The sequence below is a fragment of the Cytobacillus solani genome, assembly GCF_006704205.1.
Lineage (GTDB): Bacteria > Bacillota > Bacilli > Bacillales > Cytobacillaceae > Cytobacillus > Cytobacillus solani.
The window spans coordinates 4,946,272-4,961,218 of the sequence record NZ_CP041305.1; the positions used below are offsets into that span (position 1 = coordinate 4,946,272).

At 38.0% G+C, this 14,947-nt stretch carries 13 protein-coding genes; all 13 read right to left on the reverse strand.

What is annotated here, in order from left to right:
- Positions 1–2: 2 nt before the first annotated feature.
- The 13 genes from flgB to rnhB all read right to left on the reverse strand — a co-directional run bounded on the left by flgB (position 3) and on the right by rnhB (position 14,916).
- Entirely contained in the window at positions 3–398 is a 396-nt protein-coding gene (flgB, locus tag FI644_RS24855; RefSeq protein WP_142108941.1) for a flagellar basal body rod protein FlgB, read from the reverse strand.
- Positions 399–823: 425 nt separating this feature from the next.
- On the reverse strand, positions 824–1,603 hold the full coding sequence (codY, locus tag FI644_RS24860; RefSeq protein WP_053475658.1) for a GTP-sensing pleiotropic transcriptional regulator CodY: 780 nt from the start codon (positions 1,601–1,603) through the stop codon (positions 824–826).
- An 81-nt stretch (positions 1,604–1,684) separates the two neighbouring features.
- Complete coding sequence (gene hslU, locus FI644_RS24865; protein WP_053475657.1) at positions 1,685–3,091, reverse strand: ATP-dependent protease ATPase subunit HslU; 1,407 nt, start codon at positions 3,089–3,091, stop codon at positions 1,685–1,687.
- Positions 3,092–3,110: 19 nt separating this feature from the next.
- On the reverse strand, positions 3,111–3,653 hold the full coding sequence (gene hslV / locus FI644_RS24870) for an ATP-dependent protease subunit HslV (RefSeq protein ID WP_053475656.1): 543 nt from the start codon (positions 3,651–3,653) through the stop codon (positions 3,111–3,113).
- Positions 3,654–3,728: 75 nt separating this feature from the next.
- Positions 3,729–4,634 (reverse strand): tyrosine recombinase XerC, encoded by a 906-nt coding sequence (xerC, locus tag FI644_RS24875; protein ID WP_053475655.1) that lies wholly within the window; start codon positions 4,632–4,634, stop codon positions 3,729–3,731.
- 54 nt (positions 4,635–4,688) lie between these two features.
- Positions 4,689–5,999: an FADH(2)-oxidizing methylenetetrahydrofolate--tRNA-(uracil(54)-C(5))-methyltransferase TrmFO gene (trmFO, locus tag FI644_RS24880; protein WP_053475654.1), complete on the reverse strand. Its 1,311-nt coding sequence runs from the start codon at positions 5,997–5,999 to the stop codon at positions 4,689–4,691.
- Between the two features lie 178 nt (positions 6,000–6,177).
- A complete protein-coding gene (gene topA, locus FI644_RS24885) occupies positions 6,178–8,253 on the reverse strand; it encodes a type I DNA topoisomerase (RefSeq protein ID WP_053475653.1) in 2,076 nt (691 codons plus the stop codon).
- 350 nt (positions 8,254–8,603) lie between these two features.
- A complete protein-coding gene (dprA, locus tag FI644_RS24890; protein ID WP_053475652.1) occupies positions 8,604–9,467 on the reverse strand; it encodes a DNA-processing protein DprA in 864 nt (287 codons plus the stop codon).
- Between the two features lie 111 nt (positions 9,468–9,578).
- Entirely contained in the window at positions 9,579–10,481 is a 903-nt protein-coding gene (gene sucD, locus FI644_RS24895) for a succinate--CoA ligase subunit alpha (RefSeq protein ID WP_053475651.1), read from the reverse strand.
- Between the two features lie 28 nt (positions 10,482–10,509).
- On the reverse strand, positions 10,510–11,670 hold the full coding sequence (gene sucC / locus FI644_RS24900; RefSeq protein WP_053475650.1) for an ADP-forming succinate--CoA ligase subunit beta: 1,161 nt from the start codon (positions 11,668–11,670) through the stop codon (positions 10,510–10,512).
- A gap of 256 nt (positions 11,671–11,926) precedes the next feature.
- The gene (locus FI644_RS24905; RefSeq protein ID WP_053475649.1) at positions 11,927–12,211 is read right to left on the reverse strand and encodes an EscU/YscU/HrcU family type III secretion system export apparatus switch protein; all 285 of its coding nucleotides are present in this window, start codon (positions 12,209–12,211) and stop codon (positions 11,927–11,929) included.
- Entirely contained in the window at positions 12,208–14,127 is a 1,920-nt protein-coding gene (locus FI644_RS24910; protein ID WP_056684161.1) for a TP0910 N-terminal domain-containing protein, read from the reverse strand. Before FI644_RS24910 ends, FI644_RS24905 begins: the two co-directional genes overlap by 4 nt.
- 15 nt (positions 14,128–14,142) lie before the next feature.
- On the reverse strand, positions 14,143–14,916 hold the full coding sequence (rnhB, locus tag FI644_RS24915) for a ribonuclease HII (RefSeq protein WP_053475647.1): 774 nt from the start codon (positions 14,914–14,916) through the stop codon (positions 14,143–14,145).
- Between the last annotated feature and the right edge of the window lie 31 nt (positions 14,917–14,947).

A 14,947-nucleotide genomic window follows, 5' to 3' on the forward strand; every position in this document is an offset into this window, starting at 1 on the left:
TTTTATTTGCCTCCCCTTATGACATTTTGTAAGCTGGAGAACTTCCCGCTAATTCTTTCAGTTAATGCGTTGTAATAGATTTGATTTGTAGCTAAATCAGCCATTTCATTATCAATATCTACACTGTTCCCATTTTCATTAAAAGAAACATTTTTCCTTGTAACGACCCCCTTATTGGATGGTTCGCTAATATTAAATTCATAATGCCTGCTATCTGTACGATATGCGGGTATTCCTTGATTAACAGCCGTTTGCAATGTTTCTTTGAAACTAACATCCTTCGCTTTATATCCCGGAGTAGCTTCATTGGCAATGTTTTGCGAGATTACTTTTTGTTTAAGTGAAGAATAATTTAACCCTTTTTCAAGGGTTGTTATCGTATTAGAAAACAACTTCATATACGCACCTCATTTTTATTCAGTTCATTGTAAGTATATTAATTGTAAATGTATTATTTTGATGATTATTCGCATAATTTGTCGACCTATAGTACATTGTAAAGAAAATGAAATAATATGTCTATGCACAATAGAATACTTTTAACAGGACATTCGACCCATTTTCATTATAATTTGATTGTTTGAATTCTTGTACAGGAAATCATTGTAAATAATTACGATTTTCCGAACAATTTAAACCGTACAAACAGACTTTACATATGTATACACTCTTTTCTTTAATTACCTTAGTTCTTTTGTAGCGAGCATTACTTACTATAAATCACCTTGCAATATTGTAATGGTCTTGTAATAAAAAAACACCAACTTGTCGAAAGTTGGTGTTGTTCAATGTATTTTTATTTATTGCACAATTGCATGTTAAATTAGTTTGATTTTAATTTTTCTAGTTCAAATAAAAACTTGTCATTAAGTACCTTAATGTAAGTACCCTTCATACCTAGAGAGCGTGATTCAATCACACCAGCGCTTTCTAATTTTCTAAGGGCATTTACTATAACAGATCTTGTAATTCCTACGCGATCAGCGATCTTCGAGGCAACTAGTAAACCTTCTTTGCCGTTTAATTCTTCAAAGATATGTTCAATCGCTTCAAGTTCGCTGTATGAAAGTGAACTAATAGCCATTTGAACAACCGCTTTACTTCTTGCTTCTTCCTCGATTTCTTCTGCCTTTTCACGAAGAATTTCCATTCCTACTACAGTTGCTCCATACTCAGCCAGGATTAGATCATCATCATGGAACTGCTCCTTCAATCTTGCAAGAATTAGCGTACCAAGACGGTCTCCTCCGCCAATAATTGGAACAATTGTTGTTAAACCATTGCTGAATAGCTCTTTATTTTCGATCGGGAATGCAGTGTATTCACTATTTACATCAATATTTGAAGATGTTTCCTGAATGTTGAAAAGGCTATTTGTATATTCTTCAGGAAATTGACGATCTTCAAGCATTTTTTTCATTCGCTCATTCTCGATTTGTTGATTTGCAGCATAACCTAGAAGTTTTCCTCTTCTGCTAACAACATAAATATTCGCTTCAATTACATCACTTAAAATTTCAGCCATTTCCTTAAAATTTACCGGTTTACCTGCTGCTCTTTGTAACATTGCATTAATTTTTCTTGTTCTCGTTAATAAATCCATTCTTTCTTCCTCCTAAATGCTAAACACAAGTCCTATTTTTATTTATTTGTCTACCCTTTCACAAACAATTTAAAACAAAACCTACAAAATGAATTGGCTTAAATCTTTGTTTCTTGAGATAGCTCCTAATTTCTCCTCCACGTATTGTGGAGTAATTGTAATTTTATCTAACGTAATTTCTGGTGCTTCAAAAGATAAATCTTCAAGCAGCTTTTCCATTATCGTATGGAGACGTCTTGCTCCAATATTATCTGTGTTTTGATTCACTTCAAAGGCAAATTCAGCGATCCTACGTATAGCATCGTCAGAAAATTCAATTTGTATACCTTCCGTTTCCAATAATGCTTCATATTGTTTAATTAACGCATTATCAGGCTCAACGAGTATATTGAAGAAATCATCAACAGTGAGCTTTGTCAGCTCCACTCGAATTGGAAAACGCCCTTGTAATTCAGGGATTAAATCAGATGGTTTTGCCATATGGAAGGCACCTGCTGCCATAAACAGGACATGATCCGTTTTCACAGATCCGTATTTCGTTACAACTGTAGAGCCTTCAACAACAGGTAATATATCTCTCTGTACACCCTCTCGAGATACATCAGCAGTCGATCCACCACTATTTTTGCTAGCGATCTTGTCAATTTCATCGATAAAGATAATACCAGATTGTTCTGCGCGGAAAACTGCCTCTTGTGTTACTTCATCCATGTCAATGAGTTTTTGCGCTTCTTCATTCGTTAAGACCTTTCGCGCTTCACTTACAGTTAGCTTTCTTTTTTTCCTGCGTTTAGGCATCATACTGCCAAGTGCATCCTGCATGTTCATTCCCATTTGTTCCATTCCAGAACCTTGAAGCATGTCGAACATAGAAGGCTGCTGCTCCTCTAGCTCAACTGTAATAACTTCATTTTCAAGCTCACCTAATACAAGCTTTTCCCTCACAACCTTGCGTTTCCCTTGAAGGTCCAAATCATCCGTTGTGTGATTGTCTTGCTCAGATTGAACGTTTCCACCGCCAAATAACATTTCAAGCGGATTCTTGTAATTTACGGACTTTTTACTTGAAGGTACGAGCAATTCAACGATAATGCGATTTGCACTTTCTTCTGCACGTTCCTTTACACTTGCCATTTTTTCCTCTTTGACAAGACGTACCGATGTTTCAACCAGGTCTCTTACCATTGATTCAACATCTCTGCCTACGTAGCCTACTTCGGTAAATTTAGTTGCTTCAACCTTAACAAATGGTGCTCCAACTAACTTGGCCATCCGGCGGGCAATTTCAGTTTTACCGACACCTGTAGGTCCGATCATTAAAATGTTTTTTGGACTGATTTCATCCCGCATTTGGTCTTCAAGCAAACCGCGGCGGTATCTGTTCCTTAAAGCAACTGCAACTGCCTTCTTCGCATCTTTTTGGCCAATAATAAATTGATCAAGCTTTTCAACAATTTGGCGGGGTGTTAAGTTCGTTCCTTTAACCATTGATCGCACACACCTTCCCTTAAAGTTCTTCCACAATGATATTGGTATTTGTATATACGCATATTTCAGCTGCCATCTCAAGGGATGCTCTAGCTATTTCTTTAGCCGATAAATGATCCCCAGCATATCTTTTCAGAGATCTTCCTGCAGCTAGTGCATAGTTCCCTCCTGAACCGATTGCTAAAACGCCATCATCTGGTTCAATAACTTCCCCAGTACCTGAAATAAGAAGCAGGTTTTCAGCATTCATCACAATAAGCATTGCTTCTAACTTTCGTAAAACTTTGTCGCTTCTCCATTGTTTTGCAAGCTCAACTGCTGCACGCTGCAAATTCCCATTATATTCCTCTAGTTTCCCTTCAAACATTTCAAATAATGTAAATGCATCTGCAACTGAGCCAGCAAATCCAGCAATTACCTTTCCATTAAACAGCTTTCGAACCTTTCTCGCAGTGTGTTTCATCACAACCGCATTCCCAAAAGTTACTTGACCATCTCCAGCCATTGCACAATCCCCATTGTGCTGCACAGCGAAAATAGTTGTTGCGTGGAATTGAGACATGATTAATCCTCCTTTTACTTATTATCCATCGTCCTCTTACTAGCCAATACCTTGCCTAAACAAAAGAACGTTTGTTTAGGCCCTAGGGTGGTGGGTATTATATGTTTTTCTTAAGTATTCATTCGAAACATGTGTATACACCTGAGTCGATGACAAAAAAGCATGACCTAGTAATTCCTGAACCGTTCTCATATCTGCTCCGTTCGCAAGTAAATGAGTAGCAAACGTATGTCTAAGCATATGTGGATGTATTTTACCCGTTAAGGTAGATTGTTCAATCAGTTTATCAAGGATCAATCTTATTCCGCGAGACGTTAACTGACCTCCCCGAAAATTTAAGAATAAATAATCATTGGGAGTATCTCTTTTTGAAAGCAAGCTCTTACGGCCGTTGTCTATGTAATTCTGGAGCGCATCATGCGCAAAGCTTCCAAACGGAATATAACGCTGCTTATTCCCTTTTCCATGTACTAGCACTGTTGAGAGATACATATCAAGATCCTTCATGCGAATTTGACTGCATTCACTTACACGCATCCCAGTTGCATAGAGCAGTTCAAGTAGCGCTTTATTTCTTTGACCTAAAGAAGTTTCCGTTTCACAAGCATGAAATAAAGCATCCATTTCCTCTTCATAAAAAAATTCCGGTAGCTTTTTTTCTGCCTTTGGAATAAATGCAAGCGCAAATGGATTATCTTGTACGAGTCTTTCTCTAACCAAAAACTTAAAAAAACTGCGAAGACAAGAGATCTTCCTTGCAACGGTCTTTCTGGCAAGTTTCTCATCATATAACTTTGTCAAGTAAATACGAACATCTAAATACTTAACATCATCTATGCTGCTAATTGATTGTTCAGTCATGAACATAAAGAATTCACTGATGTCATGGTGATAATGTTCAATAGTATATTGTGAATAATTTTTCTCAATTTGTAAATATTCAATAAACAAAGTTAACGAATTGTTCACATTTGGATCCATTCTATCACCTCACAAGGGCTTCTAAAGCGTAACATATTTTAGAAACCCTTGCAATTAAATCTCCTTATTTTTCGCAAAGTTCTGAATTGTTTCTAACGCTCGAGCAGCATGCTGTTCATTTCTTTCTTTTTTCCCTTTAATCTTAACCGGAAGATCTGGCAGTAATCCGAAATTTGCATTCATTGGCTGAAAGCTTTTAGCATTCGCAGAGGTAATATATCTAGCCATACTTCCTATCGTCGTTTCATGAGGAAATTCAAGAAGTTCCTTGCCTTTTACTAGACGGGCAGCATTGATGCCAGCAACTAAGCCGCTTGCTGCCGATTCTACATATCCTTCCACCCCCGTCATTTGCCCTGCAAAAAATAAATCATTCCGATTGATAAATTGATAGGTAGGACGCAGCACTTTTGGTGAGTTAATAAATGTGTTACGGTGCATAACCCCATAACGGACAATCTCTGCATTTTCTAGTCCTGGAATTAATTGAATGACTTCTTTTTGTGGACCCCATTTTAAATGAGTTTGAAATCCTACAATATTGAATAACGTTCCAGCAGCATCATCCTGGCGAAGCTGGACGACAGCAAACGGTCTTTTCCCCGTCTTAGGGTCTTCTAAACCAACTGGCTTCATCGGTCCGAAAAGCATGGTTTTCTTTCCTCTACCTGCCATTACTTCAATTGGCATACATCCTTCAAAAAAGATTTCTTTTTCAAATTCTTTTAAAGGAACAGTTTCAGCAGAAATTAACGCTTCGTAAAATGTATTGAATTCTTCTTCTGTCATTGGACAGTTTAAATAAGCTGCTTCCCCTTTATCATAGCGTGACTTCAAATAAACCTTATCCATATTAATGGATTCTTTTTCAATGATTGGCGCAGCCGCATCATAGAAATATAAATATTCTTCACCAGATAATTCTTTAAGTTTGGACGAAAGTGCTTCACTCGTAAGTGGTCCAGTTGCAATAACCGTAGGGCCCTCTGGAATCTCTGCTACTTCTTCTGTAATGACCGTTACATTCGGATGATTCTTGACTTTCTCTGTCACCAATGCCGCAAACTCATGTCTATCGACTGCTAAAGCACCTCCGGCCGGAACAGCACATGCATCAGCGGAAGCGATAATGACGGAGTCCAAATTTCTCATTTCTTCTTTCAACACACCAACTGCATTTGTTAGTGTATTTGCTCTTAATGAATTGCTGCATACAAGCTCAGCAAATTTATCTGTATGGTGGGCCGGAGTTTGTCGTACTGGCCGCATTTCGTATAATCGGACTTGGATTCCGCGATTAGCAATTTGCCAAGCAGCTTCGCTGCCAGCTAAACCAGCACCTATAACATTAACTGTTTCCTTCATTTGATAAGAACCTCCAACTATGTAAATGAAACTCCAATCTTAACTTTCCCAAATTTCAAACCATCTTGCATTATATACTACGTTTGAAAAATAATAAAGTTTTAAATGTTAGGCAAAATAACTGTTTTTTTCTTAAAGATTGGCACAATAGAAAAAAGTGAGCCTTTTGGCCCACCTCTTAACCTTGCTTCTCTTCCTTGTAGTCACATTCAACACATTGTACTTGGACACCTTTTTTCAGCTTCTTTTCCACAAGAAGGTTCTCGCATTTTGGACAGCTACGCGGCAAAGGTTTGTCCCAAGAAATAAAATCACATTCAGGGAATCGATCACACCCATAAAAAATCCGGCGTTTCTTACTTTTTCTCTCTATTATATTTCCTTCTTTACAGCTCGGGCACTTTACTCCAACCTCTTTAACAATGGCTTTCGTATTTCGGCAATCTGGAAAATTACTGCACGCCATAAACTTCCCATATCGGCCCATTTTAAATACCATTGGATTTCCACACTGTTCACAATCTTCGCCAGCTGGCTCATCCTTTATTTCTACTTCCTGCATTTCTTTTTCTGCAATTTTTAAATGCTTTTCGAAATCTCCGTAAAAGTCATCGATAATCTGTACCCAATTGACTTTTCCTTCTTCAATATGGTCAAGATCCTTTTCCATTTTAGCTGTAAACTCGACATCAAGTATATCTGGGAAAAACTCTAGAATTAGTTCTAAAACGATTTCTCCTAGTTCTGTAGGAACGAACCTTTTATTATCCAATCCTACATAACCGCGCTTTTGTATTGTATCCAAAGTTGGAGCAAATGTAGACGGTCGCCCTATTCCAAGCTCTTCTAACGTTTTCACTAGCCTTGCTTCCGTATATCTTGGTGGCGGCTGAGTAAAATGCTGCTTAGGCTCGATATCTTTCTTTAACACAATATCCCCTTCTTGGAGATCAGGGAGCATTTTATCCTTTTCTTCAGATGAATCATCCGTTCCTTCTACATATACCTTCATGAACCCAGGGAACTTTACTTTTGATCCTGTCGCACGGAAAAGAACATCTTCATTTTTCAAATCAACACTCATTGTATCCATAATCGCAGCAGACATTTGGCTTGCAACAAAACGCTCCCATATTAATCGATAAAGCCGCAGTTGATCCCTTGATAAATATTCTTTTAAGCTATTCGGTTCTTTCATTATACTAGTTGGACGGATAGCCTCATGAGCATCCTGAGTATTTGACTTTTTCTTTTCTTTTTTCTTTTCAGTTGATAAGTACTCTTTTCCGTATGAATGTTCAATAAATTGTGTTGCCTCCGCCTGGGCGATTTCTGATACACGGGTAGAATCTGTTCGCATATAAGTGATCAGACCAACCGTTCCTTCCTTGCCAAGGTCAATCCCTTCATAAAGCTGCTGTGCAAGCATCATCGTTTTCTTCGCACGGAAATTTAATTTTCGTGCAGCTTCCTGCTGTAAGGATGAAGTAGTAAACGGTGCGGCAGGGTTTCGCTTTCGCTCTTTTTTAGTGACAGATGAAACTTGGAATTCGTTTCCCTTCATCTTGCTGAGGACACGATCAACTTCTTCCTTCGAATGTAATTCAAGCTTTTCATTCCCGATCCCGTAAAAGTTCGCTTCAAAGCTTTCCTTTCTCTTTAGAAAGTCACCTTCAATGGACCAATATTCTTCAGGAACAAATGCTTTAATTTCCTTCTCCCTGTCAATAATTAATCGAACAGCAACAGACTGAACTCTCCCAGCACTTAAACCTTTCTTGACTTTCTTCCATAGTAAAGGACTAATATTGTAACCAACAAGGCGGTCGAGTAGTCTTCTGGCCTGTTGTGCATCGACAAGATCCATGTTTATCGGCCGAGGATGCTTAAAAGATTCTTTAATGGCATCCTTTGTAATTTCATTAAAAACTACACGGCAATCCGATGTAACATCCATATTTAAGCTATGGGCTAAATGCCATGCAATTGCCTCCCCTTCACGATCAGGGTCGGCTGCAAGATAGATTTTCTTAGCTTTTTTCGCAGCAGTCTTTAATTCTTTTAAAATTGGGCCTTTTCCGCGTATAGTTATATACTTTGGCTCAAATTGTTTTTCTACGTCGACACCCATTTGGCTTTTTGGTAAATCTCTAATATGGCCCATAGATGCTTTTACTTTATATTTTTTCCCAAGATAACGCTCAATCGTTTTTGCCTTTGCTGGCGACTCAACGATTACAAGAAACTCTGACATCAATAGTCCTCCTTAAGAGGGATTTTTAAATTATTTACTTGCGATTCACTTTGTTATTCGATCATTTTTATAAAACTTTAGACCAACATATGGTTTCTATATTAATAAATGACAATGGTAAAATTTTTTCACTTAAAATTGATTGCATCTCATTTTTGTTTAGAAATGTATAATCATTTTACTTCTATCATGAAATTCTCCATTATTATTGTACATATATTACATATTTGTCAAACATAATCGTAATGTTTCGAAAGCGCTTTTATACTTTACCACATATCTAAGTATAAATCTAAAGAATATGTTTTTTAGAAATTATACAGCAATTTATTAAAAATAATACATAAAGATTAATATATTAATTCTTCTAAAATATCTTCCGGTGTATTGACTAATTTCGCCCCTTGCTGAATGAGCTCATTGGTACCGCTTGAATAGGCACTAAATATACTCCCAGGCAGGGCGAATACTTCTCTCCCTTCCTGCACAGCATAGTTTGCAGTGATCAGTGATCCACTTTTGCTCTTAGCTTGAACAATAAATGTTCCTTTGCTGATTCCGCTTATAATTCGATTTCTCATCGGGAATTGCCATCTATCCGGTTTGGTGTGGGGTGGATATTCTGAAATAATCAATTGATTTTTCATCATTTCTGCCGCCAGACTTTCATTTGTATTTGGATAAATATGAAATAGTCCACCAGCGATCACTCCAATCGTTTGCCCATGATTTTGGATGGCTGAATGATGGGCAATCGTATCAATCCCCAAGGCTAACCCGCTAACAATGACAATTCCTTTCTCTATTAATTTCGGCAATATATATTTTATGGCGTTTTCACCGTACTCTGTATATTGTCTTGAACCAACAACAGCTAATAGATTGTCTTTTTTTAATAAGCGTATATCCCCTTTTGCATAAATAACCCATGGCGGCTGATAGGTTTCTTTTAATAATAGTGGATATTCGTCATCAAAAATAGTAATGATTCGAATGCCGTTTAGTGAATATTGTCGGATTTGTTCAAGAATAAGATCAGAATGAAGGTCATTGATAGCTATAATCGAGGAGGATTTTTGCAGATATAAAGGATCAAAGGTATTGTGATAAAGGGATTTGAGCTCAGGGTCAGATTTTAAAATATAATAAATAGTCTTCCAGCCAATACCTCTGCAATGATGCAAATGAACTAGCCTTTTTGTAAATTCATCCATTGGGGACCTCCTATAAAATTAGATTGGAGTTGAGGAAATATACTTGGGGGATAAATGCATAAATAGTCCCCCTATTTAGGGGGACTTATCATTGATATTTAAATTCGCTTATTAATGTGTCTTACATTTGTCATAAAGCCCTTTTTCTTTAAGGACTTTAATTAATGTTTCACCCATTACAGATGGTGTATCGGCAACTTCAATGCCGCATTCGTTCATTACTCGGATTTTCTCATCAGCCGTACCTTTACCGCCTGAGATAATTGCCCCAGCATGCCCCATACGCTTTCCAGGAGGTGCCGTGCGTCCGCCAATAAAGCCTACAACAGGTTTGGTCATATTTGCTTTTACCCATTCAGCTGCTTCTTCTTCAGCCGTTCCGCCAATTTCTCCGATCATGATCACAGCATATGTTTCAGGATCTTCATTGAATGCCTTTAATACATCAATAAAGTTAGTTCCGTTAACAGGGTCGCCACCAATACCAACTGCTGTTGTTTGTCCGATTCCTGCTTCCGTTAATTGATGAACTGCTTCATAAGTTAATGTTCCAGAACGAGAAACTACGCCAACATGTCCCTTTTTATGGATATATCCTGGCATGATCCCAATCTTACATTCATCAGGAGTAATCACACCTGGACAGTTTGGTCCTACTAAGCGAGTTTTCTTGCCTTCCATATAGCGTTTCACTTTAACCATATCTAGAACAGGGATATGTTCAGTTATACAGATTGCTAAATCCAGCTCTGCATCAACAGCTTCTAAAATCGCATCAGCAGCAAAAGGAGCAGGAACATAAATTACAGAAGCGGTAGCGCCAGTAGCTTTTACTGCTTCTTGTACTGTATTGAATACAGGCACTCCTTCTACTTCAGAACCACCTTTACCAGGTGAAGTTCCTCCAACAATTTTTGTACCATATTCAAGCATTTGTTTTGTATGAAAAAGGGCTGTTGAACCCGTAATTCCTTGAACAATAACCTTCGTATCTTTATTAATAAAAACGCTCACGTCAATTCCCCTTTCTTATCTCCAGTGCTTAGCCAACTAAGGAAACGATTTTTTGTGCACCGTCAGCCATAGACTCTGCTGCAACAATCTCAATATCAGATTCGGCAAGAATTTTCTTCCCTAAGTCTACATTCGTACCTTCTAAACGTACAACTAACGGTACTTTCAAACCAACTTGCTTAGCAGCTTCAACAACACCTGTTGCGATAACGTCGCACTTCATGATTCCACCAAAGATATTAACAAAAATACCTTTTACATTTGGATCAGAAAGAATAATTTTGAATGCTTCTGTAACCTTTTCTGCAGTAGCACCGCCCCCAACATCAAGGAAGTTAGCCGGGTCGCCGCCATAATGTTTAATGATATCCATTGTAGACATCGCGAGACCAGCTCCGTTAACCATACAGCCGATATTTCCATCTAATGAAATATAGCTAAGATCATATTTTGATGCTTCGATTTCTTTCGCATCTTCCTCTTCAAGGTCACGATACTCTAGTACGTCTTTTTGACGGTATAATGCATTTGAATCAAAGTTTAATTTTGCATCCAATGCCATAACTTTTCCGTCGCCAGTGACAACTAATGGGTTGATTTCGGCGATTGAGCAATCCTTTTCAATATAAGCAGTATATAAGCTCATCATGAACTTAACCGCTTGGCCCACAAGCTCTTTCGGAATATTGATGTTAAAAGCGATACGGCGTGCTTGGTACGCGCTTAAACCAACAACTGGATCAATTTCTTCCTTGAAAATTTTCTCAGGTGTCTTTTCTGCCACTTCTTCAATTTCTGTTCCGCCTTCTTCAGAAGCCATCAGAACTACACGTGAAGTTGCACGGTCTAGTACTAAACCAATATAGTATTCTTTTTTAATGTCACAGCCCTCTTCAATTAGCAGGCGTTTGACTTCTTTTCCTTCTGGACCTGTTTGGTGCGTTACAAGTGTTTTGCCAAGAATTTCATTAGCATATGTACGAACTTCATCTAAATTTTTCGCAACTTTAACACCGCCAGCCTTCCCACGGCCGCCAGCATGAATTTGTGCTTTTACTACACAAACCTCTGTGCCTAATTCTTTAGCCGCTTCAACAGCTTCTTCAACTGTGAATGCAACTTTTCCGTTTGGTACTGCTACCCCGTATTTTCTGAGGATTTCTTTACCTTGGTACTCATGGATATTCATTTCCCATCCTCCTATAAGCTCTTTACAAAAAATAGACTGCGCTTTCATTTTATAAAACTACACAAACCTTGTCCACCTTTATTAGGGAAATATTATATTTCTTTTAAAATTTATAAAATTCAGAAACCAAATAATCCATTCCCTATTACAATATTTGCTTGCTTTAGTAGAAAAATTACTTTTTTAATATAAAAAAGATGGGGATTTCGTTTAAAACGAATCCCCCAGATTTAACGCGATTGGAAAAAAATTCAAATTATTTATCTGTTTTTTTCGCTGCTTGGTCCGTACGATAAATAAATGCAAAGATCTCAGCAACTGCTTGATATAGTTCGTCAGGGATTTGCTCATTGATTTCTAGCTTGCCAAGAAGCTCGACTAATGATGGATCCTCTTGAATGGGAACATGATGTTCCTTTGCCTGATCTAGGATGTTTTCGGCAACTAAGCCCTTTCCCTTCGCAATCACTCTTGGAATATCATGCCCATATTTATTATATGATAATGCCACTGCCTCTTTCCGAAGATGCTGCTTTTTCATATTCGAAAATCAACCCCATTAACATGACTCATTGCAGAACGTGAAGAAATCGTCTCCTTCAATTTATTCACATTCTCATCTTTCGGTTTCTCAAATGCAATAGATGATAGCTGATAATTGATCTTTATTAAATTTTCCTTTAACTGGGCAATGAAAGGTGCGGCCAGCATTCTCATATCAGTCCGCTCATTAATAATCGATATGTTCATTACCCTGTTCTGCACCTGTAAATCTACAATTGTTTCTTTTAATTGATTCAGATTCAGATAGAAAAGGACACGGCAGAAATTCGGATCAATCTTGCCATTTTCTGTTTTCCGCCCACTCCATTGCATCGTTAAGTCTGATTTTATCTCCCGGAAAGACAATGGAACTTGAAACACATATTGTAGAAGTGGTCCAACCTCCTGTGAGAGCAGCTGGAACCCTGTTATTTTGAATAATAGCTTCTCTGCAGCATCTTTTATTGCAGGTGAGACTTCCTCCGATAACAGCTGCATTAAAAGCGGTTTAACCGTCTCAGCTTTATTAGCCGTATCCCCTTCTGGATTTTTCAGCGCACTTAACAGTTCATGTTCATAAGAAAGACCGATTGATTGGATTAAATGTTTGATCTGATCCTTTACTGCATGTGAGTTCTCCCACTGCATACCTGCTAATTTTATGTCATTTTTCATTTGATTTATAAGTGTTTGTTCCTCATTCGAAAGATTTGTCGATAATTCAGCCTGATCCATAAATAGCATGTTATCCAGTTTTGAAAGTGACTGGTGCGTTTGGTTTAATATAGGAAGAATTTGCTTCCATACTGCCGTACCATTGGGTAATTCCATCCTGTCCGTTTCTTGTGCTAACAGTTGAAAAATGGCTTGAGCTAAAGCTTTCATATCCCTTTCATTTAAAGGAAGAGCAATGTTAGAGTTTCTTATATCCGATAGTACTTTCTGGATTTCACTCAAAGCTTTCGAGTCCATCCCGCCGTTTGCATCATTTTTAATTATATTTTGAAGCTTAGTTAAAGTTAAAATAAGTTCCTCTCTGCTGCCAGTACGATTGATCTCTACTAATTCAGGAATAATATTTAACGCTGGACTGCTTTTGGTTTGCACCAAGTCTGCTTTTGCCCATTTTTCAAGACCTTGCTGAACCATACTCTCTTCACTTGCATTAGTGGAAATGAACCCTGTATTCTGCAGGAAATGAAAGGCTGTTTTAGATTTTAGTTGATCCGGCGAACTGAGCCAGTCTTTTACTAGCTTCATTAAGGCAATATTACTTATCTTTTCTTTTTCTGTTATTGTCATTTCTGTTAATATCGCTGAAAGCTTATTACTAGATTCAGTTGGAATTTCACCCTTTATTTGAGTTAATAGATTCTCCATTAACAAGGACATCGGTTCATTTTTTAGGATAGAAGTCAGGGAATGGAAGACATCCTTTGTAAAAGGGAGCTGCTTAGTCAGCAATAATCTTATCCCTTCTAACCCTTCCTGAAAAGAGTCGCTGCTTTTAAGCCATTCAGCTGCCATATGTATTGTATCCTTTGTAATTGGAAGCTGTTCTCTCAAGAAGAATTGGAGCAAGGAGACATATTCTTTTGTAACTGGAAGGTTCAGTTGCTTTAATAGATTCTCTACCGAGGGCTGCTTTCCGTTTAAACCAGGTGATTCCAATACTTTAAGCTGTACTTGTCCATCGATCGATTGAACCTGAAAAAAGTGGCGGTCATTGACGGAAAGACCCACCTCTAATTGTGCAATAACCTTTTGAGAACCCACTTGCACTTCAGCTATCTGATTCGGAAAGAGCTTTAAAACCTTCCCGCTAATAATCTGCCCTGGCCGAAAAGTAAGGGGTCTGTTCGTCGTTCGTTTATCTTGCGTGATTAGATCCTGAACAATATTCGAAGCTCGCATGCTATCACCTTCTTCCTATTTTTCCACATACTCCTTTATCGGAGAAAAGCTTTTTCGATGATAGGGAGTAATACCAAACTGTTGAATGGCTGCAAGATGCTCTTTCGTTCCATAGCCCATATGCTTAGCAAATCCATATTCAGGATACTCCTTTCCTATATCTGACATTAGCCGGTCACGTGTTACCTTAGCAATGATTGAGGCGGCTGCAATCGATATACTTTTGCCATCGCCTTTAATAATTACTTCAGATGGATAGGGAGTGTTGAGTTTAACTGCATCAATTAGCAGAAAATCCGGCTGGACATTTAAATGGATAATGGCTGATTTCATGGCCTTTTTCGTCGCTTCATAAATATTTATGCGATCGATCTCGTCGACGTCGATCATTCCAACTCCAATGGCAATTGCTGATGATTGAAGGATTTCAAAATACTCATCACGTTTTTGCTCTGAAAGTTTTTTTGAGTCATCAAGGCCTGGCAAATAAAAATCGGCTGGTAATATAACGGCAGCTGTTACAACTGGTCCTGCTAGCGGGCCTCTTCCCACTTCATCAATTCCAGCAATATGTTGAAAGCCAAGATTTCTATATTTCTTTTCATAATTAGTCATTAGCACATACTTTTCGTGCGCCTTCTTTTCTTCTTCCTTCCGCCTGTGCCACTTTTTTAATAGCTGTTGAACACCCTTTCGTTCATCTTTGGCTAGCAATTCAATAAAGGAATCATCTAAGCGATCCTCTGCAATTATTTTTTCTTCAATTTCACGAATACTTAACTTTCCCATGATTGTTCCCCTTCATTTTCTTATAACCTAT

Bases quoted from the DNA above. Each gene is read 5' to 3' on its own strand.
- flgB (WP_142108941.1), bottom strand. From the start codon at position 398: ATGAAGTTGTTTTCTAATACGATAACAACCCTTGAAAAAGGGTTAAAT.
- codY (WP_053475658.1), bottom strand. From the start codon at position 1,603: ATGGATTTATTAACGAGAACAAGAAAAATTAATGCAATGTTACAAAGA.
- hslU (WP_053475657.1), bottom strand. From the start codon at position 3,091: ATGGTTAAAGGAACGAACTTAACACCCCGCCAAATTGTTGAAAAGCTT.
- hslV (WP_053475656.1), bottom strand. From the start codon at position 3,653: ATGTCTCAATTCCACGCAACAACTATTTTCGCTGTGCAGCACAATGGG.
- xerC (WP_053475655.1), bottom strand. From the start codon at position 4,634: ATGGATCCAAATGTGAACAATTCGTTAACTTTGTTTATTGAATATTTA.
- trmFO (WP_053475654.1), bottom strand. From the start codon at position 5,999: ATGAAGGAAACAGTTAATGTTATAGGTGCTGGTTTAGCTGGCAGCGAA.
- topA (WP_053475653.1), bottom strand. From the start codon at position 8,253: ATGTCAGAGTTTCTTGTAATCGTTGAGTCGCCAGCAAAGGCAAAAACG.
- dprA (WP_053475652.1), bottom strand. From the start codon at position 9,467: ATGGATGAATTTACAAAAAGGCTAGTTCATTTGCATCATTGCAGAGGT.
- sucC (WP_053475650.1), bottom strand. From the start codon at position 11,670: ATGAATATCCATGAGTACCAAGGTAAAGAAATCCTCAGAAAATACGGG.
- FI644_RS24905 (WP_053475649.1), bottom strand. From the start codon at position 12,211: ATGAAAAAGCAGCATCTTCGGAAAGAGGCAGTGGCATTATCATATAAT.
- FI644_RS24910 (WP_056684161.1), bottom strand. From the start codon at position 14,127: ATGCGAGCTTCGAATATTGTTCAGGATCTAATCACGCAAGATAAACGA.
- rnhB (WP_053475647.1), bottom strand. From the start codon at position 14,916: ATGGGAAAGTTAAGTATTCGTGAAATTGAAGAAAAAATAATTGCAGAG.